The organism is Streptomyces sp. NPDC056987, from assembly GCF_042673865.1.
Lineage (GTDB): Bacteria > Actinomycetota > Actinomycetes > Streptomycetales > Streptomycetaceae > Streptomyces.
The window spans coordinates 19654-39991 of the sequence record NZ_JBHURV010000009.1 but is presented as its reverse complement, the minus strand read 5'-3'; the positions used below and the strand labels follow the sequence as shown (position 1 = coordinate 39991).

22 protein-coding genes are annotated in these 20338 nt (G+C 71.0%); 8 read left to right on the top strand and 14 right to left on the bottom strand.

Features of this window, described 5'->3' with window-relative positions; all coding sequences use genetic code 11:
* Positions 1 to 202 precede the first annotated feature (202 nt).
* A complete protein-coding gene (locus tag ACFTZC_RS12955) occupies positions 203 to 439 on the bottom strand; it encodes a DUF6243 family protein (RefSeq protein WP_382888862.1) in 237 nt (78 codons plus the stop codon).
* A 309-nt stretch (positions 440 to 748) separates the two neighbouring features.
* Here ACFTZC_RS12955 and ACFTZC_RS12950 point away from each other — a divergent pair, with 309 nt between their 5' ends.
* Positions 749 to 1768, top strand: a complete 1020-nt coding sequence (locus ACFTZC_RS12950; RefSeq protein WP_382888860.1) for an aldo/keto reductase — start codon at positions 749 to 751, stop codon at positions 1766 to 1768.
* 172 nt (positions 1769 to 1940) lie between these two features.
* Positions 1941 to 2525, top strand: a complete 585-nt coding sequence (locus ACFTZC_RS12945; protein ID WP_382888858.1) for a TetR family transcriptional regulator — start codon at positions 1941 to 1943, stop codon at positions 2523 to 2525.
* Between the two features lie 73 nt (positions 2526 to 2598).
* Here ACFTZC_RS12945 and ACFTZC_RS12940 read toward each other — a convergent pair whose 3' ends face one another.
* Positions 2599 to 2823, bottom strand: coding sequence for a hypothetical protein (locus ACFTZC_RS12940; RefSeq protein WP_365816945.1), 225 nt, complete (start codon positions 2821 to 2823; stop codon positions 2599 to 2601).
* Between the two features lie 144 nt (positions 2824 to 2967).
* Positions 2968 to 4347: a glycine--tRNA ligase gene (locus ACFTZC_RS12935; RefSeq protein ID WP_382888856.1), complete on the bottom strand. Its 1380-nt coding sequence runs from the start codon at positions 4345 to 4347 to the stop codon at positions 2968 to 2970.
* A gap of 155 nt (positions 4348 to 4502) precedes the next feature.
* Between ACFTZC_RS12935 and ACFTZC_RS12930 the strand changes: the two genes are divergently transcribed.
* The 4 genes from ACFTZC_RS12930 to ACFTZC_RS12915 all read left to right on the top strand — a co-directional run bounded on the left by ACFTZC_RS12930 (position 4503) and on the right by ACFTZC_RS12915 (position 7924).
* A complete protein-coding gene (locus ACFTZC_RS12930; protein WP_382888854.1) occupies positions 4503 to 5513 on the top strand; it encodes a metal ABC transporter substrate-binding protein in 1011 nt (336 codons plus the stop codon).
* Between the two features lie 81 nt (positions 5514 to 5594).
* Positions 5595 to 6464 (top strand): metal ABC transporter ATP-binding protein, encoded by an 870-nt coding sequence (locus ACFTZC_RS12925; RefSeq protein ID WP_382888852.1) that lies wholly within the window; start codon positions 5595 to 5597, stop codon positions 6462 to 6464.
* A gap of 2 nt (positions 6465 to 6466) precedes the next feature.
* On the top strand, positions 6467 to 7396 hold the full coding sequence (locus tag ACFTZC_RS12920) for a metal ABC transporter permease (RefSeq protein ID WP_382888851.1): 930 nt from the start codon (positions 6467 to 6469) through the stop codon (positions 7394 to 7396).
* An 87-nt stretch (positions 7397 to 7483) separates the two neighbouring features.
* Positions 7484 to 7924: a transcriptional repressor gene (locus tag ACFTZC_RS12915; RefSeq protein WP_365816955.1), complete on the top strand. Its 441-nt coding sequence runs from the start codon at positions 7484 to 7486 to the stop codon at positions 7922 to 7924.
* A 66-nt stretch (positions 7925 to 7990) separates the two neighbouring features.
* Here the strand turns inward: ACFTZC_RS12915 and ACFTZC_RS12910 are convergent, their stop codons facing one another.
* From ACFTZC_RS12910 to leuA, 4 genes are all read right to left on the bottom strand, one after another.
* A complete protein-coding gene (locus ACFTZC_RS12910) occupies positions 7991 to 8833 on the bottom strand; it encodes an isoprenyl transferase (RefSeq protein WP_382888850.1) in 843 nt (280 codons plus the stop codon).
* 37 nt (positions 8834 to 8870) lie between these two features.
* Positions 8871 to 9620: a DNA repair protein RecO gene (gene recO, locus ACFTZC_RS12905; RefSeq protein ID WP_382888849.1), complete on the bottom strand. Its 750-nt coding sequence runs from the start codon at positions 9618 to 9620 to the stop codon at positions 8871 to 8873.
* A 109-nt stretch (positions 9621 to 9729) separates the two neighbouring features.
* Entirely contained in the window at positions 9730 to 10425 is a 696-nt protein-coding gene (locus tag ACFTZC_RS12900) for a TerB family tellurite resistance protein (RefSeq protein ID WP_382888848.1), read from the bottom strand.
* A gap of 257 nt (positions 10426 to 10682) precedes the next feature.
* The gene (gene leuA, locus ACFTZC_RS12895; protein WP_382888847.1) at positions 10683 to 12443 is read right to left on the bottom strand and encodes a 2-isopropylmalate synthase; all 1761 of its coding nucleotides are present in this window, start codon (positions 12441 to 12443) and stop codon (positions 10683 to 10685) included.
* 292 nt (positions 12444 to 12735) lie between these two features.
* On the opposite strand from leuA, the gene ACFTZC_RS12890 reads away from it, so the two are divergent.
* Together ACFTZC_RS12890 and ACFTZC_RS12885 are read left to right on the top strand one after the other, a co-directional pair.
* Positions 12736 to 13794 (top strand): M4 family metallopeptidase, encoded by a 1059-nt coding sequence (locus tag ACFTZC_RS12890; RefSeq protein ID WP_382888846.1) that lies wholly within the window; start codon positions 12736 to 12738, stop codon positions 13792 to 13794.
* A gap of 65 nt (positions 13795 to 13859) precedes the next feature.
* A complete protein-coding gene (locus ACFTZC_RS12885) occupies positions 13860 to 14126 on the top strand; it encodes a protealysin inhibitor emfourin (protein WP_382888845.1) in 267 nt (88 codons plus the stop codon).
* Positions 14127 to 14193: 67 nt separating this feature from the next.
* Here the strand turns inward: ACFTZC_RS12885 and era are convergent, their stop codons facing one another.
* From era to ACFTZC_RS12850, 7 genes are all read right to left on the bottom strand, one after another.
* The gene (gene era, locus ACFTZC_RS12880) at positions 14194 to 15165 is read right to left on the bottom strand and encodes a GTPase Era (protein ID WP_382888844.1); all 972 of its coding nucleotides are present in this window, start codon (positions 15163 to 15165) and stop codon (positions 14194 to 14196) included.
* 72 nt (positions 15166 to 15237) lie between these two features.
* Positions 15238 to 15609, bottom strand: a complete 372-nt coding sequence (locus tag ACFTZC_RS12875) for a cytidine deaminase (RefSeq protein WP_382888843.1) — start codon at positions 15607 to 15609, stop codon at positions 15238 to 15240.
* Positions 15610 to 15731: 122 nt separating this feature from the next.
* The gene (locus ACFTZC_RS12870; RefSeq protein WP_382889159.1) at positions 15732 to 16091 is read right to left on the bottom strand and encodes an MmcQ/YjbR family DNA-binding protein; all 360 of its coding nucleotides are present in this window, start codon (positions 16089 to 16091) and stop codon (positions 15732 to 15734) included.
* Positions 16092 to 16102: 11 nt separating this feature from the next.
* Complete coding sequence (locus ACFTZC_RS12865; RefSeq protein WP_382888842.1) at positions 16103 to 17392, bottom strand: hemolysin family protein; 1290 nt, start codon at positions 17390 to 17392, stop codon at positions 16103 to 16105.
* Complete coding sequence (gene ybeY / locus ACFTZC_RS12860) at positions 17389 to 17886, bottom strand: rRNA maturation RNase YbeY (protein WP_365816977.1); 498 nt, start codon at positions 17884 to 17886, stop codon at positions 17389 to 17391. The genes ACFTZC_RS12865 and ybeY overlap by 4 nt, the downstream gene beginning before the upstream one ends.
* Before the next feature lie 13 nt (positions 17887 to 17899).
* Positions 17900 to 18955, bottom strand: a complete 1056-nt coding sequence (locus ACFTZC_RS12855; protein WP_382888841.1) for a PhoH family protein — start codon at positions 18953 to 18955, stop codon at positions 17900 to 17902.
* A gap of 219 nt (positions 18956 to 19174) precedes the next feature.
* Positions 19175 to 20302 (bottom strand): carbohydrate kinase family protein, encoded by a 1128-nt coding sequence (locus ACFTZC_RS12850; protein WP_382889157.1) that lies wholly within the window; start codon positions 20300 to 20302, stop codon positions 19175 to 19177.
* Positions 20303 to 20338 lie beyond the last annotated feature (36 nt).

Sequence of the window (20338 nt, the reverse complement as noted above, 5' to 3'; positions counted from 1 at the left end):
GGCGCCGCCGCGGCGGGCCCCGCGGGGGCGGCGGCGGCCGCGGCGCCCCCCCCGCGTGCGCCGCCGGCCGGCCTGCGGCGCCCCCGGCTCCAGCCGGGGGCGCCCCGGACCAGGCGCTTCCGCGGGGCCACACCCGCGCTGTTCGTGCGGAGTTCGTACGGAATCATGCGGATTCGTACGTGTTCATCCGGGCCGGCCGGTGTCAGTCCTGCGCCGAGCCCTCGGCGTGCGCCGCGGTCGCGTCGTCCTGCCGGGCGCCCTGGCCGGTCTTTCCCTGGCCGGCCGCGCGCTCACGCATCTTGCGCAGCAGCTCCTGCTTCTGGTCGGCGGCGGCCTTGCGGTTGGCGTCGCGGGCGGTGCCGGTGGACTGCGGGTCCGTGCGGCTCAGCTTCGTGCGCTGTCCGCCCACGCCGAGAAGGTTGTTGCGGCTCTTTGCCACGGGGTTCTCCCGAAGTGATGAGAAGTGATCTGCGGATTCGTCGGTGGGGGGCGGTGCGGGGACCGCCGCGCTCTCACTCGTAGATCTGGAAGAACATGCCCGTGACGCTACCACCGGGCGCGACCGGGACGTAACGCATTTTCCGGCGGCAGGCTCCAGACAGGACCCGGGCAGGACCCGGACAGGGGCCCGGACAAATGCAGGGGTGACAGATATTGAAATCTGTCACCCGTCATGTCATCGTCGGAGGTGTCAGGCTTCCGGGCCCCGGCCACCGGTCCCGGACTCACCCCACGGAGGAAGACCGCCATGACCACCCACGCCCTCCCCACCCGTCCCCTCGGCGTCACGGGCCCCCAGGTCTCCGCCCTCGGCCTCGGCTGCATGGGCATGTCCGGGCTGTACGGCGAGGCGGACCGCGCCGAGGCCATCGCCACCCTGCACGCCGCGCTCGACGCGGGCGTCACCCTCCTCGACACGGGCGACTTCTACGCGATGGGGCACAACGAGCTGCTGATCGCGGAGGCCCTGCGGACCGCGCCCGCCGGAGCCCGCGAACGGGCGCTCACCAGCGTCAAGTTCGGCGCCCTGCGCGACCCGGACAACGGCTGGCTCGGACACGACGGACGCCCGGCCGCCGTCAAGAACTTCGCCGCGTACTCCCTCCAGCGCCTCGGCACCGACCACATCGACATCTACCGGATCGCCCGCGTCGACCCCGATGTCCCGATCGAGGAGACGGTCGGCGCCATCGCCGAGCTGGTCCAGGCCGGCCATGTGCGGCACATCGGCCTCTCCGAGGCGGGCAGCGACACCATCAGGAGAGCCGCGTCCGTCGCGCCGATCGCCGACCTCCAGATCGAGTACTCCCTGATCTCGCGCTCCATCGAGGCCGGCATCCTGTCCACCGTCCGTGAGCTGGGCATCGGCGTCACGGCGTACGGGGTGCTCTCGCGCGGGCTGATCAGCGGCCACTTCACCCGTGACCAGCAGCTGGGCCCGGGGGACTTCCGGGCGATGAGCCCGCGCTTCCAGGGCGGGAACCTCGATCACAACCTGGCGCTGGTCGACTCCCTGCGCGAGATCGCCGAGCGGAAGGGCGCCACGATCGCCCAGATCGCCATCGCCTGGGTCCTCGCCCAGGGCGAGGACATCGTTCCGCTCATCGGCGCCCGCCGCCTCGACCGGCTGGCCGAGGCGCTGGGCTCCCTGGACGTCACGCTCGACGCCGCCGATCTCAAGGCCCTCGACCAGGCCTTCCCGGCGGGTGTCGCGGCGGGCGACCGCTATCCGGCCACGCAGATGTCGTCCCTGGACAGCGAGCGGTGACCGGGGCGCGGCAGGACCGCGCGCGGAGCCGGCGGGCAGCGCGGACGGCTCACCCGTCGGGTTGTCGGACCTGACAGGTAATGTCATCTGTCACGCGGGCGCGTGCCGCTGTCACGTCACGCCGCGCGAGCCGCACGAGCCGCACGAGTCATGAAAGGCCGGGCAGACACCCATGACCCCCGAGACCCTGACCGCCGAGCGCATCCTGGAAGCCACCGAGGAGGTGCTGCGCCGTTACGGTCCGGCCAAGGCGACGGTGGTGGACGTGGCGCGACTGCTCGGGGTCAGCCACGGCAGCGTGTACCGGCACTTCCGGACGAAGGCGGCGCTGCGCGAGGCGGTCACGGCACGCTGGCTGAGCCGTACGGAGGCGGCGCTCCAGGCAATCGTCGACGGGGCGGACGGGGCGGGTCCGGAGAAGCTGCGCGGCTGGCTGTGGACCCTGTTCGAGGCCAAGCGCCACAAGGCGGGGGACGACCCCGAGTTGTTCGCCACGTACACCGTGCTCGCCGGGGAGCACAGCGGCGCGGTCGACTCGCATCTGACGAAGCTCACCGGACAGCTCACCCGGATCGTCGAAGAGGGCGTACGGGCGGGCGAGTTCGCGGCGCCCGACCCGGCGGGCGCGGCCGGGGCGCTCTTCGTCGCGACGGCGCGCTTCCACGACCCGTGCTACGCCCCGCAGTGGCAGAAGCCCACGATCGACGCCGAGTTCACCGCCGTCGCCGATCTGCTGCTGCGCGGCCTCAAGCCCTGACCGGGGAGGAGGACGGAGCCCTCCCGTCCCGCCCCCCTCCGGCCCCCGGCGCCGCCCGCCCGCCCGCCCGACGTCAACCCGTCGCCGGGTTCGCCGGGTTCGCCGGGTCCACGGTGGCCTGGTGGGCCTCGGTGAGGTGTTCCTCGGCCTTGAGCCAGGGAAGGAACTGCGCCCCCTTCCGCCAGCCGCAGGTGTCACACGTCAACGACCGCTGCACACCCGCCTTCTGGACACGGACGACGTGTTCCCGTCCGTGCTGGTCCCATCGGCTGACCTTGCTGGTGGTGGAGGACGGCATGATCCGTTCCTCTCTTGTCGGGGAGCGCCCAGTGTGCCGCACGGTCGGCGCCAACAGCTCCGCTCACCGTGCCGAGTTGGCGGCGGCGCGCGAGCAGGCCCCCGGTTCCGTCGCGGAACCGGGGGCCTGTCCGTACCTCCGGGGTCAGCAGCCGAGCAGGTGCTCGCCCAGGTAGCTCTGGATCCGGTCCAGCGAGACGCGCTCCTGCTTCATCGTGTCGCGCTCGCGCACCGTCACCGCGTTGTCGTCCAGGGTGTCGAAGTCGACGGTCACGCAGAACGGCGTGCCGATCTCGTCCTGGCGGCGGTAGCGGCGGCCGATGGCACCCGCGTCGTCGAACTCGATGTTCCAGTTGCGCCGCAGGTCCGTCGCGAGGCCCTTGGCCTTCGGCGAGAGCTGCGGGTTGCGGGAGAGCGGCAGCACCGCGACCTTGACCGGCGCGAGGCGCGGGTCGAGACGCATCACGGTGCGCTTCTCCAGCACGCCCTTCGCGTTGGGCGCCTCGTCCTCGTTGTACGCGTCGAGGAGGAAGGCCAGCATCGCGCGGCCGACACCGGCGGCGGGCTCGATGACGTACGGGGTCCAGCGCTCGCCGGCCTCCTGGTCGAAGTACGACAGGTCGTGGCCCGACGCCTTGGAGTGCGCGGAGAGGTCGTAGTCCGTGCGGTTGGCGACACCCTCCAGCTCGCCCCACTCGCTGCCGCCGAACTGGAAGCGGTACTCGATGTCGGCGGTGCGCTTGGAGTAGTGCGAGAGCTTCTCGGCCGGGTGGTCGTACCAGCGCATGTTCTCCTCACGGAGACCCAGGTCGCGGTACCAGTTCCAGCGCTGCTCCATCCAGTATTCCTGCCACTGCTCGTCCTCGCCCGGCTTGACGAAGAACTCCATCTCCATCTGCTCGAACTCGCGCGTGCGGAAGATGAAGTTGCCCGGAGTGATCTCGTTCCGGAAGGACTTGCCCATCTGCGCGATGCCGAACGGCGGCTTCTTGCGCGAGGTCTGCTGCACCTGCGCGAAGTTGGTGAAGATGCCCTGCGCGGTCTCGGGGCGCAGGTAGGCGACCGAGCCGGAGTCCTGCGTCGGGCCGAGGTGGGTGGAGAGCAGACCGGAGAACTGCTTGGGCTCGGTGAAGGTGCCCTTGTTGCCGCAGTTGGGGCAGTTCAGCTCGGAGAGGCTCGCGGGGGCCTTGCCGTGCTTCGCCTCGTACGCCTCCTCCAGGTGGTCGGCGCGGAAGCGCTTGTGGCAGGAGGTGCACTCGGTGAGCGGATCGGTGAAGGTCGCGACGTGGCCGGACGCCTCCCAGACCTCCGTGGCGAGGATCACCGAGGAGTCGAGTCCGACAACGTCCTCGCGCGAGGTGACCATGTAGCGCCACCACTGGCGCTTGAGGTTTTCCTTCAGCTCGACTCCGAGCGGCCCGTAGTCCCAGGCGGCCCGCTGACCACCGTAGATCTCACTGCACGGGTAGACGAAGCCACGGCGCTTGCTCAGGTTGACGATGCTGTCGATCTTGTCGGCGGCCACGGGTCTCTCTTCATTACGACGACGACGAACGGCGAATGCTTCAGATTAGCGGCGCGCGCACCCCTTCGATCAAATCGGTGCGCGGCGACGAGCATTCCGGGCCGCCGACCGCCTCTTGTTGACAATCGTTTCCAGTTTTGTTGAAAATGACTGTCATGAACGTACGACGACGCCTCATACCCACCGCCATTCTCGCCGGAGCCGTCACGCTCGGCATGACCGCACTGTCCGCCTGCTCCCCCTCCGGCGCGGCGGAGAAGAAGGACGGCAAGCTCGCGGTGACCGCGTCGTTCTATCCCATGGAGTACCTGGCCCTGATGATCGGCGGCGACCACGTCTCCGTCACCACCCTCACCAAGCCCGGCGTCGAGCCGCACGACCTGGAGCTGAAGCCCCGGCAGGCCGCCCAGCTCGGCGAGTCCGACGTCATCCTCTACCTCAAGGGCGTCCAGCCCGCCGTGGACAAGGCCATCGACCAGTCCGGGGTGAAGACGGTGGTCGACGCGACGGCCCTCACCACCCTGGAGAACCACGGCACGGCGGCCGGGGCGCACGACCACGGCGACGACGAGCACGACGAGCACTCCGGTGAGGGCGCCACGGACGAGGCGGAGCACGAGGAGGCGGGCACGGACGGCAAGGACCCGCACATCTGGCTCGACCCGGTGCGGTTCACCGAGGTCGCCCGGGGCGTCGGCGCCTCCTTCGAGAAGGCCGACCCGGCCCACGCCGCCGCGTACAAGGAGAACACCGACAAGCTGGTCACCAAATTGAACGGCTTGAACACGTCGTTCAAGACGGGCCTCGCCGACACGGCCACCAAGACCTTCATCACCACCCACGCCGCCTTCGGCTACCTCGCCGAGCGCTACGGCCTGGAGCAGGAGGCCATCGCCGGGATCGACCCCGAGTCGGAGCCGAGCCCCGCCCGGGTGAAGGAACTGGAGACCATCGCGAAGCGGGAGAAGGTCACCACCGTATTCTTCGAGACGCTGGCCAGCGACAAGACCGCGAAGACGCTGGCCGGGGACTCCGGGCTGAAGACGGACGTCCTCGACTCCCTGGAGGGGATCACGGACAAGACCAGGGGCCGCGACTACATCCAGGTCATGCGGTCCAACCTCGACGCGCTGCGCACCGCGCTCGGCGCGAAGGACCTGACGTGACCCGGCACAAAAGAAACGATTCGCCCGGCAACGGCGGAAACGGCCGCGACCGCGGCGACAGCAGCGACGGAGGCGCCTGACATGGCGACGGTGGAGAGCGACCACGCCGCGGCGGCGGAACCCGCCGCCGCGCACCCCGGCACCGGCGGCGGGCAGCCGGCCGCGCCGCCCGTCCTCACCGTCCGCGGCGCCACCGCCACGCTCGGCTCGCGCCCCGTGCTGCGCGGCGTCGACCTCACCGTGCGCCGCGGCGAGGTCGTCGCCCTGCTCGGCGCCAACGGCTCGGGCAAGTCCACCGCCGTACGCTCCGTGATAGGCCAGGTCCCGCTGAGCGACGGCGAGATCTCGCTCTTCTCGACCCCGCTGCGCCGCTTCCGCGACTGGCGGCGCGTGGGCTACGTACCGCAGCGCACCACCGCCGCGAGCGGCGTGCCCGCGACCGTCCGCGAGGTGGTCTCCTCCGGCCGGCTCTCCCGTACCAGCCGGGCGCGGCTGGGATGGCCCACCAAGGCCGATCGGGCGGCCGTTCAGCGGGCCATCGACCTGGTGGACCTCGGGGACCGCGCCAGGGACTCCGTGGGCGCCCTGTCGGGCGGCCAGCACCAGCGCGTACTGATCGCCCGGGCGCTCGCCTCCGAACCCGAGCTGCTGATCATGGACGAGCCGATGGCCGGCGTCGACCTGGCCAGCCAGCAGGTCCTGGCGGCGACCCTGCGCGAGCAGGTGGCGGCCGGCACGACCGTCCTGCTCGTCCTCCATGAACTGGGCCCCCTGGAGCCGCTGATCGACCGCGCGGTGGTGCTGCGCGACGGCCGCGTGGTGCACGACGGGCCGCCGACCGGGCCGGCCGACGGGCACGCCCCGCCCGGCTCCGGCCCAGGCCTTCCGACCGATCCGAGCTGTCACCCCCACGCGGCCGGCGAGCCGCTCCGTACAGGACTGCTGACCTGACCATGGAAATCCTTGAGACCGCCCTCATGCAGCGGGCGCTGATCGCCGCCGTCCTGGTCGGCGTCACCGCGCCCGCCGTCGGCATCTATCTCGTCCAGCGCCGCCAGGCCCTGATGGGCGACGGAATCGGCCATGTGGCGATGACCGGCGTCGGTCTGGGCTTCCTGCTCTCCACCAGCCCCATCTGGATGGCCACCCTTGTCGCGGTCGCCGGCGCCGTCACGATGGAGCTGATCAGGGCGTACGGCCGCACCCGCGGCGACATCGCGCTGGCGATGCTCTTCTACGGCGGCATGGCGGGCGGGGTGCTGCTGATCAACCTCGCGCCGAACGGCTCCAACGCCAACCTCAGTTCGTACCTCTTCGGTTCGCTCTCGACGGTCTCGCCGTCCGACGTCACCGCGATCTCGCTGCTCGCCGGTTTTGTGGTGCTGGTCACGGTGGGGCTGCGGCGGCAGCTCTTCGCCGTCAGCCAGGACGAGGAGTTCGCCCGGGTCACCGGGCTGCCCGTGCGCGCCCTGAACCTGCTGATCGCGGTGACGGCCGCCGTGACGGTCACGGTCGCCATGCGGGTGGTGGGGCTGCTGCTGGTCAGCGCGCTGATGGTGGTGCCGGTGGCGGCGGCGCAGCAGGTCACGCGCTCGTTCGTGGTCACCTTCGTGCTGGCCGTCGTGATCGGTACGGCGGTGACGGTGGCCGGCACGGTCACCTCGTACTACCAGGACGTACCGCCCGGCGCGACGATCGTGCTGATCGCGATCGGCGTCTTCGTGCTGCTGACCGCGCTCGCGACGCCGCTGGCCCGGCGCCGGGCCCGCGCGCTGCGGAACGCGGAAGCGGACCTCGTACAGGCGGCCGGAACCGGTCCCGACCCGGCGGGCGCCCCGAACGTTCCCGGTGCCCGGCGACCCACGGAGGACGCCCCGGCATGACCGCGAGCCGGTCCCGGACTGGCAGAATGGGCCCGTAGAACAAGCGGGCAACGCCCGAGGGACACGGGCAGAGGCAAGGAGGCACCTGTGACGACTGCGCCCAGCGGCGGACCGAGCGCGGCCCCCGTGCGCGGCCGATCGACCCGCCAGCGCGCCGCGGTGGCGGCGGCGCTCGACGAGGTGGACGAGTTCCGCAGCGCTCAGGATCTCCACGACATGCTCAAACACCGGGGCGACTCGGTCGGTCTGACCACGGTCTACCGCACGCTCCAGTCGCTCGCCGACGCCGGCGAGGTCGACGTCCTGCGCACGAACGACGGCGAATCGGTCTACCGGCGCTGCTCGACCGGCGACCACCATCACCATCTCGTCTGCCGGATCTGCGGCAAGGCCGTCGAGGTCGAGGGACCCGCCGTCGAGCAGTGGGCGGAGACGGTCGCCGCACAGCACGGCTATGTGAGCGTGGCGCACACGGTGGAGATCTTCGGCACCTGCGCGGAGTGCGCGGCGGCGGCCACCAAGAACTGAACCGGAGTGGAGGGTGGTGGGGCCCCGGCCGTCGCGCCGCGGCCCCACCACCCTCTTTTCGGCTCGCTATGCCTGTTCGGCCTGTTCCGGAATGTCCACGTCGGCCGACTCGTTGGGCAGCGCCCCGCCGAAGCGGCGGTCCCTGGACGCGTACTCCAGGCAGGCCCGCCACAGATCCCGCCGGTCGAAGTCCGGCCACAGCACGTCCTGGAAGACCATCTCCGCGTAACTGCTCTGCCAGATCAGGTAGTTGGACGTACGCTGCTCACCGCTCGGCCGCAGGAAGAGATCCACGTCCGGCATGTCCGGGTAGTAGAGGTACTTGGCGAGGGTCTTCTCGTTGACCTTGGCCGGGTCGAGCTTGCCGGCCGCGACATCGGCCGCGAGCGCCCGCGCCGCGTCGGCGATCTCCGCGCGACCGCCGTAGTTGACGCAGAAGTAGAGCGTCATGGCGTCGTTGTCCTTGGTCTGCTCCTGGGCGACCTGGAGCTCCTGGACGACCGACTTCCACATCTTGGGCATCCGGCCGACCCAGCGGATCCGGATCCCCAGCTCGTCCATCTCGTCACGGCGGCGCCGGATGACATCACGGTTGAAGTTCATCAGGAAGCGCACCTCGTCGGGCGTGCGCTTCCAGTTCTCGGTCGAGAAGGCGAACAGGGAGAGGTTCTTGACGCCCATCTCCAGACAGCCCTTGAGCACATCCAGAACGACGCCCTCGCCCACCTTGTGGCCCTCGGTGCGCGGCAGCCCGCGCTCCTTGGCCCAGCGGCCGTTCCCGTCCATGACGCAGGCCACGTGCTTCGGCACCAGCTCGCCGGGGATCTTCGGCGGCACCGCGCCCGACGGGTGCGGCTCCGGCGTCTTGTACTCGCGGCGGGAGCGTCCCAGGATTCCGCGTCGTGCCATGCGCTTCTCGTCTCCTCGTGGTTCTGCTCTGACCGGACTAGTTCTTCTCTACGTATCTGAGGGAGCGCAGGCCGCGCTCCAGATGCCAGTGCAGATAGGCGGACACCAGCCCGCTGCCCTCCCTGACATGGCGCGCCTCGCACGCGTCGGCCGTCGCCCAGTCCCCGGTCAGCAGCGCGCTGAGCAGTCCGACGGCCTCAGCAGAGGGTACGACGCTGCCGGGCGCCCGGCAGTCGCCGCAGACGATCCCGCCCGAGGCGACGGAGAAGAACCGGTTGGGGCCGTGCAGTCCGCACCGCGCGCAGTCGTCGAAGCTCGGCGCGTAGCCGTTGACGGCGAGGGAGCGCAGCAGGAAGGCGTCGAGGATCAGATGGGGCGCGTGCTCCCCGCGGGCGAGGGTGCGCAGCCCGCCGACGAGCAGCAGGTACTGCTGGACGGCCGGCTCGCCCTCGTGGTCGGTGAACCGCTCGGCGGTCTCCAGCATCGCGGTGCCGGCGGTGTAGCGGGCGTAGTCGGAGACGATCCCGCCACCGTACGGGGCGATGGTCTCGCTCTGTGTGCACAGTGGCAGGCCGCGCCCGATCAGCTCGCTGCCGCGGGCGAAGAACTGCACGTCGACGTGGGAGAACGGCTCCAGCCGCGCCCCGAACTTGGACTTGGTCCGCCGTACCCCCCGGGCGACGGCGCGGACCCGGCCGTGGCCGCGGGTCAGAAGCGTGATGATGCGGTCGGCCTCACCGAGCTTCTGGGTGCGCAGCACGACGCCGTCGTCCCGGAACAGACTCATGGCGCCATTCTCCCGCATGCGCGGACGCGTGTTCCCCTCGTGTGCGTGCGGTCAGGCGGCTACGGACCGTATGCGCCGCGCCGCACCCCTCAGGCCCTCTCGGAAACCCTCAGGAAGGCGTTCCCGACGCGGCCAGCAGCAGGCGGGCCGTGTCGTCCGCGCGGAGCTGGAGCGCGCCGCCGACGATGCTCAGCACCTCGCGCTCGGCCGGGCTGTAGACCCCGTCCGCCAAGGCGATTCTGGCGCCCTGGAGCAGGATCGACTCCCGTCCCGCCGGGGCGAGATGGGGCGCGAGCGGTTCCAGCGCCTCGTGCAGCTCGATGGCGAGCGCGGCGCCGAAGGGGCCCGCGTCGACGACGAAGCGGCCGGTGTCGGCGGCCAGCGCCTCGACCAGGTCCGTCAGCCGGTCCTCGGTGCACTCCTCGAACCCGGCCGCGCGCACCGTGAGAACGGCGGTCTCCAGGACCGTACGGGAGGAGGTGCCGCCGGCCGCGAGGACCGCGAGCGCGACCGTGTGGACGGCGTCGCGCAGCATCGCGGAGAAGCGGAGGGTGGTGGGGTGGTCCAGCGCGTCCGTGCCGAAGTGGGCGTGGCAGGCGGCGCACTCGACCACGGGTCCGGCGCTGCCGCGTGAGAGCAGCGGGATGCCGAGCACGGTGAAGCGGCGACGGCCGGTACGACGGCGGTAGTTGCGGTCGCCGCCGCAGTCGGGGCAGAAGAACTCGCCGTCACCGACCGTGGTCCACGACGTGCGAATGCCGCAGAGGCGCGGTTTTCGGCCGCGTGGTCCTTGAGCTGGCAGCACGTCGCGCACCTCCGTAACGCCTCGGCGGCGCTTCGTTGCGCCGCACTCCGCTTCGCCTCCGCGCCCTTTCAGGAAATCAGGACACGGAGCCGCCGCGCTGACGTGATGTTAGCCACATCTCCGCGACGGCGTCAGTACCGTGGCGTGAGATCGCCATGACATGGCCGAACCCCGCCCCTTGCGTACGGGGGCGGGGTCCGGGAAAGGCTCAGGTCAGCGCGGGAGGCCGGGCGGCGTCGCGCGGGTGTCCCGGTGGGTCAGCGGGTCGCGCGGTTCACCGCGGAGATGACCGCCTTGAGTGACGCGCGGGTGGTGTTGGCGTCGATGCCGATGCCCCACAGCACCTTTCCGTCGATCGCGCACTCGATGTACGAGGCGGCCTGCGCGCTCGCGCCCTCGCTCATGGTGTGCTCCTGGTAGTCCAGCAGCCGGGCGTCCACCCCGACCGCCGCCAGGGCCTCGAAGAAGGCCGAGATCGGACCGTTGCCGGTGCCGGTCAGGACCGTTTCCGTACCGTCCACGACCGCCTGGACGGTCAGGGTGTCCTTGCCGTCCGTGTCGGTCGTGGTCTGCCCCGAGCGGAGCTGGATCCGGCCCCAGGCGTTCTCCGCGTTGGGCAGGTACTCGTCCCGGAAGACCGACCAGATCTGGGCGGGGGTGACCTCGCCGCCCTCGGCGTCGGTCTTGGCCTGAATGATGCGGGAGAACTCGATCTGCATCCGGCGCGGCAGGTCCAGCTTGTGGTCGTTCTTCAGGACGTACGCGACACCGCCCTTGCCGGACTGCGAGTTGACGCGGATGACCGCCTCGTAGGAGCGGCCCACGTCCTTCGGGTCGATCGGCAGGTACGGCACGGCCCACTCGATCTCGTCGACGGACCTGCCGCGCGCCGCGGCGTCGGCCTCGCGGGCGTCGAAGCCCTTCTTGATGGCGTCCTGGTGGGAGCCGGAGAAGGAGGTGTAGACCAGGTCGCCCACGTAGGGGTGGCGCGGGTGGATCTCCATCTGGTTGCAGTACTCGCTGGTACGGCGGACCTCGTCGATCCGCGAGAAGTCGATCTGCGGGTCGACACCCTGGGAGAAGAGGTTCATGCCCAGCGTCACCAGGTCCACGTTGCCGGTGCGCTCGCCCTGGCCGAACAGGCACCCCTCGATCCGGTCGGCGCCGGCCATCAGCGCCAGTTCGGCGGCGGCGACGGCCGTGCCGCGGTCGTTGTGCGGGTGCACGGACAGGCAGACGTGCTCGCGGCGGGAGAGGTTGCGGGACATCCACTCGAAGCGGTCCGCGTGGGTGGAAGGGGTCGAGCGCTCGACGGTGGCGGGCAGGTTGAGGATGATCTCGCGGCCGGCCTCGGGCTGCCAGACGTCCATGACCGCCTCGCAGACCTCCAGGGCGAAGTCCAGCTCGGTGTCGGTGAAGATCTCCGGGCTGTACTGGTAGCCGAAGGTGGTCTCGGGGCCGAGGATCTTCTCCGCGTACTCCATCACCAGCCGGGTGCCGTCCACGGCGATCTGCTTGACCTGCTCCTTCGTACCGCGGAAGACGACCCGGCGGAAGGTGGGGGCGGTGGCGTTGTAGAGGTGGACGGTGGCGCGGTGCGCGCCGCGCAGCGCCTCGACGGTGCGCTCGATCAGCTCTTCGCGCGCCTGGGTCAGGACGGAGATCGTCACGTCCTCGGGGATCGCGCCCTCTTCGATGATCGACCGTACGAACGCGAAGTCGGTCTCACCGGAGGCCGGGAAGCCGACCTCGATCTCCTTGTAGCCCATGCGGACCAGCAGGTCGAACATCTCGCGCTTGCGCGCCGGCGACATGGGGTCGATCAGCGCCTGGTTGCCGTCGCGCAGATCGGTGGAGAGCCAGCGGGGGGCGGCGGTGATCCGGTTGTCCGGCCAGGTGCGGTCGGGGATGTCCACGGCCTCGTAGCGGCCGTACTTGTGGATCGGCATCCCGGACGGGCGCTGGGTGTGGGTCGCGTTGGTGATGGGCGTGGGGCGACCGACAGAAGGTGCAGACATTGCGTAGGGCTCCTCGTGTGTCCACTGGGACGGCCGACGGGGGCGTGATCACCGCAACGCCGAAACTCCGCGGGGAGGGGGTCGGCCTACGACTACAGGCCCTCGCCGCGGCAGCTAAGGAGAAGCAGCCCGAAACGCATGATGTGCAGCAACGTAACAGACGGCACCTGCGGGCGCCGCCTCGTATCAGCATGCGGAATCATATGACGACCACACCGACCCGGATCACTCTATTTCAGCAAAGATTGTCGCAATGGGTGACAGGGGTGTGACGGGCTGCCACATTGCTGTCATGGACGCCATCACACCGGTCTTCTGCACCATCGTGCCGCCGCACGTACTCGACAAGCTCGCGCAGGCCGACGACCCAGCGGTCTCCGGCCCCGCCCGCCGCACCCTGGAGGCGGACTCCGCGCAGCGCACCCGGCGCCGTCTGACCGCCGTGGCCGCGCGCCCGGCCGCCGCGCCGGAGGGCGCCGCGACGGGCGCCCCCGACCGCACCATCTACGACTGCCGGAACGGCACGGCGCTGCCGGGCACGGAGGTCCGCGAGGAGGGCACGGAACCGGGCCAGGACGCCACCGTCAACCGCGCGTACGGCGGGCTCGGCTCCACGTTCGAGCTGCTGCTCTCGGCGTACGGCCGCGACTCGCTGGACGGCGCGGGGCTGCCGCTCGTCGCCAGCGTGCACTACGACCGCGACTACGGGAACGCGTTCTGGGACGGCGAGCAGATGGTCTTCGGGGACGGCGACGGGGAGATCTTCCTCGACTTCACCCTCCCGGTGGACGTGATCGGCCACGAGCTGACGCACGGCCTCACCCAGTACACGGCCAACCTCGCCTACTACGGCCAGTCGGGCGCGCTGAACGAGTCCGTCTCGGACGTCTTCGGCACGCTGGTCAAGCAGTACACCCTGGACCAGACCACGGACCAGGCGGACTGGCTCATCGGCGAGGGCCTGCTCGCACCGCGCGTCCAGGGCGTCGCGCTGCGCTCCATGAAGGCCCCGGGCACGGCGTACGACGACGACGTCCTCGGCAAGGACCCGCAGCCGGCCGTCATGGACGACTACGTACGGACCAGCCGGGACAACGGCGGGGTGCACATCAACTCCGGCATCCCGAACCACGCCTTCTACCTGCTGGCCACCCAACTCGGCGGCAAGGCCTGGGAGCGGGCGGGCCAGATCTGGTTCGACGTGCTCACCGGCGGCGAACTGGACATCGACGCGGACTTCGCGGACTTCGCCCGGCTGACGGTCACGGCGGCGAAGGCCCGCTACGGGGCGGCGGCGGAGCACGAGGCCGTGGTCAAGGCGTGGTCCGAGGTCGGGGTCCCCACGAGCTGATCCCGCCGTCACCGGTACGCGGGCGGCGGCTACCGCTGCCGCCCGTCAGGTACTAGACAGGACCCATGCGTATCAAAGTACGGCGTACGGGCGGCTTCGCCGGGATCGAGCGAACGGCCGAGATCGACACCGCGCCCCTGCCCGACGCGACCCACTGGCAGGCCCTGGCCCACCGGGCCCTCGCGGGCGGCGGCCCCGCCCCGCACCCCGGCGTCCCGGACGGCTTCGCCTACACGATCACGGTCGACGGCCGCACGGTCCACTGCGCGGACCCGCACCTGACGGACGCCCAGCGCGAACTGATCTCCCGGGTCCTGAAGGAAGGCGCCTGAACCACCGGGCGACCGCTCCCCGGCCCGGCTGCTCAGAAGCCGGGCGCGCGAAGCTACTTCAGCCCCCTCAGAAGCCGAGCTTGCGCAGCTGCTTGGGGTCCCGCTGCCAGTCCTTGGCGACCTTCACGTGCAGGTCGAGGAAGACCGGCGTGCCGAGCAGCGCCTCGATGTGCTTGCGGGACTTCGTCCCGACCTCCTTGAGCCGCTTGCCCTTGGGGCCGATGATGATCCCCTTCTGGCTCGGGCGCTCGATGTACACGTTCGCGTGGATGTCGAGCAGCGGCTTGTCCGCCGGGCGGTCCTCGCGGGGCAGCATCTCCTCGACGACCACCGCGATCGAGTGCGGCAGCTCGTCCCGTACGCCCTCCAGCGCGGCCTCGCGGATCAGCTCGGCCACCATGACCTGCTCGGGCTCGTCGGTGAGGTCGCCCTCCGGGTAGAGCGGCGGGCTCTCCGGGAGCAGCGGGACCAGGAGGTCGGCGAGAAGGCCGACCTGCTTGTCGCCGACCGCCGAGACCGGGACGATCTCCGCCCACTCCAGGCCGAGTTCCGCGCCGAGCCGGTCGATCGCGATGAGCTGCTCGGCGAGCGTCTTGGAGTCGACGAGATCGGTCTTGGTGACGACGGCGACCTTCGGCGTCTTCTTGATCCCGGCCAGTTCCTTGGCGATGAACCGGTCTCCGGGGCCCAGCTTCTCGTTGGCGGGCAGGCAGAAGCCGATCACGTCGACCTCGGCCCAGGTCGTCCGCACGACGTCGTTGAGACGCTCGCCGAGCAGGGTGCGCGGCTTGTGGAGCCCGGGGGTGTCCACCAGGATGAGCTGCGCCTCGGGGCGGTGCACGATGCCGCGCACCGTGTGCCGGGTGGTCTGCGGCCGGTTCGAGGTGATGGCCACCTTCTGGCCGACCAGAGCGTTCGTGAGGGTCGACTTGCCCGCGTTGGGGCGACCGACGAAGCAGGCGAAGCCGGCCCGGTGCGGTGCTTCGGCCGACTCGGGAGAAGTCTCGGGAGAGGAGGTACGAGCGCTCATGGCGCCCATTCTCCCCGATCCTTCACCCTCCGCCGACCAGCCGAGCCCGCGAACACACCGCCGGCTTGCCGCGCGGAGCCGTCAACCGGCCGTGACCGTCACCCGAAGCGCGCCGTCCGCTCCCGCCACCAGGACCGGGGTCGCCGGGCCACCGAGATCCCGTACGGCCGCCCGGTCCTCGTCGGACGCGGTCGGGGCGTCGGTGACGACGGCGGCCGCCTCCAGCGAGGTGGCACCGCTGGCCACGGCCATCGCCACGGCGGTACGGAGGGCGCTCAGCTTGAGGGAGTCCAGCTCCACGCTCCCGGCGACATACGTCCGCCCGGTCTCGTCCCGCACGGCCGCCCCCTCGGGCACCCCGTTCCGGGCGCGCGCGGAGCGGGCCAGGGTAATGATCTTGCGGTCCTCGGGGTCGAGGCCGGCGGCGTCAGCGCTGTTGGTGGTCCGTGTCATGTCCCCGAGCATAGGCAACCGGGCCAGGGGGCTCCGCGCACAGGTGGCGGTGCCGGGACACAGGTGGGGGTGCCGGGACCGCCGTTTGTGTCCCGGCACGGCGGGTCCGGACAGCCGGGCCGTTACGGGCGGTCCAGGCGGAGGCGCTCCGCCTTCGGGAGGCCGGACACCACCAGGTCGTACGAGTCCTCGATCAGCTCGCGGACCATCCGGGCCGGCAGTTCCGCCACCGTCACCGTGTTCCAGTGGCGCTTGTCGAGGTGCCAGCCGGGGACGATCGCCCCGTAGGCCTCCCGCAGGCGCAGGGCCTCCTCCGGGTCGCATTTGAGGGAGATCTTCAGCGGGGTCTCCTCCAGCGCGCAGAAGGCGAAGATCTTGCCGCCGACCCGGAAGACCGTCAGCTCCGCGTTGCGCGGGAACGGGGTGTCCTCCGACGTCCCGTTCAGGCCGAGGCAGTACGAACGCACCGCCCCGGCCGTCAGCGCCCGCGGGGTCATGGGGCCGGGGCCTCCGCACGGACCGGCTCCACGAGGACCGTGACGATCTTGTTGCGGCGGCCGGCCGGGGACTCGGCCGTCAGCCGCAGGGTGCGGCCGTCGGGGAGTTCGACCCGGGCGGTGGCGCCCGCGATCGGGACCCGGCCCAGCGCCTTCGCGAGCAGGCCGCCGACCGTTTCCACGTCCTCGTCGTCGTACTCGTCGAGGCCGAACAGGTCCCCGAGGTCCCCGATGTCGAGCCGGGCCGTGACCCGGTAGGAGCCGTCGCCCAGCTCCTCGACCGGGGGCAGTTCGCGGTCGTACTCGTCGGTGATCTCGCCGACGATCTCCTCCAGGATGTCCTCGATCGTGACGATCCCGGCCGTGCCGCCGTACTCGTCGATCACGACCGCGACATGGCTGCGCTCCTGCTGCATCTCGCGCAGCAGATCCCCGGCGTTCTTCGTGTCGGGCACGAACGCCGCGGGGCGCATCGCCGTGGAGACCAGGTCGGCCTCGGAATCCCGGTTGATGTGGGTCTTCCTGACCAGGTCCTTGAGATAGACGATGCCGACGATGTCGTCCTCGTTCTCCCCCGTCACCGGGATGCGGGAGAAGCCCGAGCGCAGCGCCAGGGTGAGCGCCTGACGGATCGTCTTGTACCGCTCGATGCAGACCAGGTCCGTGCGCGGGACCATCACCTCGCGGACGAGGGTGTCCCCCAGTTCGAAGACCGAGTGCACCATCCGGCGCTCCTCGTCCTCGATGAGCGACTCCGCCTCCGCGAGATCGACCATGGCGCGCAGCTCGGCCTCGCTGGCGAACGGGCCCTTGCGGAAGCCCTTGCCGGGGGTGAGCGCGTTGCCCAAGAGGATCAGGAGCTGCGGGACCGGGCCCATGATCCTTGCCAGCGGCAGCAGGACGTATGCCGAGGCGGTCGCCGTGTTCAGCGGGTGCTGGCGGCCGATGGTGCGCGGCGAGACGCCCACCGCCACATAGGAGACGAGGACCATCACGCCTATGGCGACGAGCAGCGCCGCCCAGGTCTCCCGGAACCCCTCCAGGCAGACGTACGTGACCAGCACCCCGGCGGCCATCTCGCAGGCGACCCGCACCAGCAGCGCCACGTTGAGGTAGCGCGTCGGGTCGGCGGCGACCTGGGCCAGCTTGGCCGCGCCGCGCCGCCCCGACCGTACGGCCTCGGCGGCCCGGAAGCTGGAGACGCGTGCGATGCCCGCCTCGGCGGACGCCGCGAGCCAGGCGACGACGACCAGCGCGACGGCGCCGGCGATCAGTTGCGCGGTCATGAGACCGTGGGCGCGGGCGACGGGCCGGTGAGACCCCGCTCGGCGCGCCAGCCGTCGACGATGGCCGCCTGGAGACCGAACATCTCGGTCTTCTCCTCCGGCAGCTCGTGGTCGTACCCGAGGAGGTGCAGCACCCCGTGGACCGTCAGGAGCTGGAGCTCCTCGTCCATGGAGTGCTGGGTGGGTGCTTCCTCGCCCTGCCGCTTGGCGACCTCCGGGCAGAGCACGATGTCACCGAGGAGCCCCTGCGGGGGCTCCTCGTCGTCCTTGACCGGCGGACGCAGCTCGTCCATCGGGAAGGACATGACATCGGTCGGTCCCGGCAGGTCCATCCACTGGATGTGGAGCTGCTCCATCGCGGCGTCGTCCACCACGATCACCGACAGCTCGGAGAGCGGGTGGATGCGCATCCGGGTGAGCGCGTAGCGGGCGACGTCGAGAATCGCCTGCTCGTCGACCTCGGTGCCTGACTCGTTGTTGACGTCGATCGACATGGTGCGCTCTGGTCTACTTCCCGTTGTTGCTGTCGTACTGCTCGTACGCGTCGACGATACGGCCGACCAGCTTGTGCCGTACGACATCCTGGGAGGTGAGCCGGGAGAAGTGGACGTCCTCCACGCCCTCCAGGATGTCCTGGACCTGGCGCAGACCGCTCTTCGTCCCGTTCGGCAGGTCGACCTGGGTGACATCGCCCGTGATGACGATCTTCGACTCGAAGCCGAGACGCGTCAGGAACATCTTCATCTGCTCGGGGCTGGTGTTCTGCGCCTCGTCCAGGATGATGAACGCGTCGTTGAGGGTGCGACCGCGCATGTACGCCAGGGGCGCGACCTCGATGGTGCCCGCCGCCATCAGCCTCGGGATCGAGTCGGGGTCGAGCATGTCGTGCAGCGCGTCGTAGAGCGGGCGCAGATACGGGTCGATCTTCTCGTAGAGCGTGCCGGGCAGGAAGCCGAGCCGCTCCCCCGCCTCGACGGCCGGCCGGGTCAGGATGATCCGGTTGACCTGCTTGGCCTGGAGCGCCTGGACGGCCTTGGCCATGGCGAGGTACGTCTTGCCGGTACCGGCCGGGCCGATGCCGAAGACGACCGTGTGCCGGTCGATCGCGTCGACGTACCGCTTCTGGTTGAGGGTCTTGGGCCGGATCGTGCGGCCCCGGCTGGAGAGAATGTTCTGGGTGAGCACCTCGGCGGGCGTCTCCGGACCGTCCGCGCCGCCGTTCTCGCTCGCCCTGAGCATGGCGATCGAACGTTCCACTGCGTCCTCCGTCATCGGCTGACCGGTGCGGAGCACCAGCATCATCTCGTCGAACAGTCGCTGGACGAGCGCGACGTCCGCCGCGCTGCCGCTCGCGCTGATCTCGTTTCCCCGGACATGGATGTCGGCGGCCGGGAACGCCTTCTCGATCACTCTCAGCAGGGAGTCTCCGGAACCCAGAACCGTCACCATGGGGTGCTTGGCGGGGACGGTCCACCGGGCGCGCGCCTGCTCCTCCTCGGAGGTCCCGTCCGTCGCGGGCCCCCGGTCTGACGCCGAGGTCTGGACTGTAGGTGTCTGAGTCATGGGCCGGCCGTGTGGCCTGCGCATACCTCCCGTTGCAGGGTTCTCGCCGCTCGACAACCTCTGGAGTACCAGCCTACGACCCCGCACTGACATGGCCCTAGGGCTTTTCCCCGCGCCTTCCCGTGAGCCGCCGTGAGCCGCCCCACGCGCCGGAACCCCCGGCGCGCGCCCCGGGGCCCCGGCTCCTGGCTCCCCCGGCCCCGGGCACCGGCCCCCGGATCAGCCCGAGCGGCCGAAGCCGATCGTCGGTACGGCCCTGCGCAGCGGCCACGGCCGGGACGGCGCGGGCAGCAGCTCCGCCAGGAAGGCGTAGCGCCGCAGCGCCGCCGGGTCCTGCTCCGGGGAGCCCTGGACGTAACTCCACCAGGCCGCGACCTCCGCCCAGCCGGGCGCGGAGAGCGAGCCGCCGAACTCCTGGACCGAGAGCGCGGCGGTCAGCCCGGCGAAGGCCAGCCGGTCGGCGAGCGGCCAGCCGGCCAGCGTGCCGGTGACGAACCCGGCGACGAAGACGTCCCCCGCGCCCGTCGGGTCGAGGGCGGCCACCGCGATCGCCGGGACCTCGGCGGTCTCGCCGGTCGCCGCGTCCACGGCGTACGCGCCCTCCGAACCCAGCGTGACGACGGCCACCGGCACCTGCTCGGCGAGCGCCCGCGCGGCGGCCCGGGGGCAGTCCGTGCGGGTGTAGCGCATGGCCTCCTCGGCGTTGGGCAGGAACGCCTCGCAGTGCCGCAGGTCGGCGAGGCCGGCCAGGTCCCAGCGGCCGGTGTCGTCCCAGCCGACGTCGGCGAAGATCCGGGTCCCGTGGTGGGCGGAGTGGGCGATCCACTCGTCGCACCGGCCGGGCGTGAGCGCGGCGACGGCGGCCCGCGCGCGGGGCGGGCACTCGGGCAGCGCGCCCTCCGGCGGCGGGGCCTCGTGGCCGTGCGAGACCATCGTGCGCTCGCCCTCGTACGCCATGGAGACGGTCACCGGGGAGTGCCAGCCGGGGACGGTGCGGGAGCGGGAGAGATCGATGCCCTCGCCCTGTTCCAGCGCGTCCCAGCAGTACTCGCCGTAGTGGTCGTCGCCGAAGGCCGCGGAGAGCGAGGTGCGCAGCCCGAGCCGGGCCAGCGCGGAGGCCATGTTGGCGATGCCGCCGGGGCTGGACCCCATGCCTCTGGCCCAGGACTCGGTGCCCCGTACAGGGGCGGTGTCCAGGCCGGTGAAGATGATGTCGAGGAAGACCGTGCCCGTGAGATAGACGTCGTACTCGGGTTCATCAGGGGAGCGCAGGGCCGCCAGCGGGTCGACGTGGGCGGCGTGTTCCAGCGCGGTGTGCCCCGGGGCGGCGGGCCCCGGGCGGTCCAGATGGTCCAGGTGTTCCAGCGGGTCTCCGTTGGGTGT

What these genes read in the sequence shown, in the direction of transcription:
- leuA (WP_382888847.1), bottom strand. Translation starts at nt 12,443, where the DNA reads ATGTCTGCACCTTCTGTCGGTCGCCCCACGCCCATCACCAACGCGACC.
- ACFTZC_RS12865 (WP_382888842.1), bottom strand. Translation starts at nt 17,392, where the DNA reads ATGACCGCGCAACTGATCGCCGGCGCCGTCGCGCTGGTCGTCGTCGCC.
- ACFTZC_RS12885 (WP_382888845.1), top strand. Translation starts at nt 13,860, where the DNA reads ATGCGTATCAAAGTACGGCGTACGGGCGGCTTCGCCGGGATCGAGCGA.
- era (WP_382888844.1), bottom strand. Translation starts at nt 15,165, where the DNA reads ATGGGCGCCATGAGCGCTCGTACCTCCTCTCCCGAGACTTCTCCCGAG.
- ACFTZC_RS12930 (WP_382888854.1), top strand. Translation starts at nt 4,503, where the DNA reads ATGAACGTACGACGACGCCTCATACCCACCGCCATTCTCGCCGGAGCC.
- ACFTZC_RS12920 (WP_382888851.1), top strand. Translation starts at nt 6,467, where the DNA reads ATGGAAATCCTTGAGACCGCCCTCATGCAGCGGGCGCTGATCGCCGCC.
- ACFTZC_RS12910 (WP_382888850.1), bottom strand. Translation starts at nt 8,833, where the DNA reads ATGGCACGACGCGGAATCCTGGGACGCTCCCGCCGCGAGTACAAGACG.
- ybeY (WP_365816977.1), bottom strand. Translation starts at nt 17,886, where the DNA reads ATGTCGATCGACGTCAACAACGAGTCAGGCACCGAGGTCGACGAGCAG.
- ACFTZC_RS12940 (WP_365816945.1), bottom strand. Translation starts at nt 2,823, where the DNA reads ATGCCGTCCTCCACCACCAGCAAGGTCAGCCGATGGGACCAGCACGGA.
- recO (WP_382888849.1), bottom strand. Translation starts at nt 9,620, where the DNA reads ATGAGTCTGTTCCGGGACGACGGCGTCGTGCTGCGCACCCAGAAGCTC.
- ACFTZC_RS12855 (WP_382888841.1), bottom strand. Translation starts at nt 18,955, where the DNA reads ATGACTCAGACACCTACAGTCCAGACCTCGGCGTCAGACCGGGGGCCC.
- ACFTZC_RS12925 (WP_382888852.1), top strand. Translation starts at nt 5,595, where the DNA reads ATGGCGACGGTGGAGAGCGACCACGCCGCGGCGGCGGAACCCGCCGCC.
- ACFTZC_RS12875 (WP_382888843.1), bottom strand. Translation starts at nt 15,609, where the DNA reads ATGACACGGACCACCAACAGCGCTGACGCCGCCGGCCTCGACCCCGAG.
- ACFTZC_RS12890 (WP_382888846.1), top strand. Translation starts at nt 12,736, where the DNA reads ATGGACGCCATCACACCGGTCTTCTGCACCATCGTGCCGCCGCACGTA.
- ACFTZC_RS12950 (WP_382888860.1), top strand. Translation starts at nt 749, where the DNA reads ATGACCACCCACGCCCTCCCCACCCGTCCCCTCGGCGTCACGGGCCCC.
- ACFTZC_RS12945 (WP_382888858.1), top strand. Translation starts at nt 1,941, where the DNA reads ATGACCCCCGAGACCCTGACCGCCGAGCGCATCCTGGAAGCCACCGAG.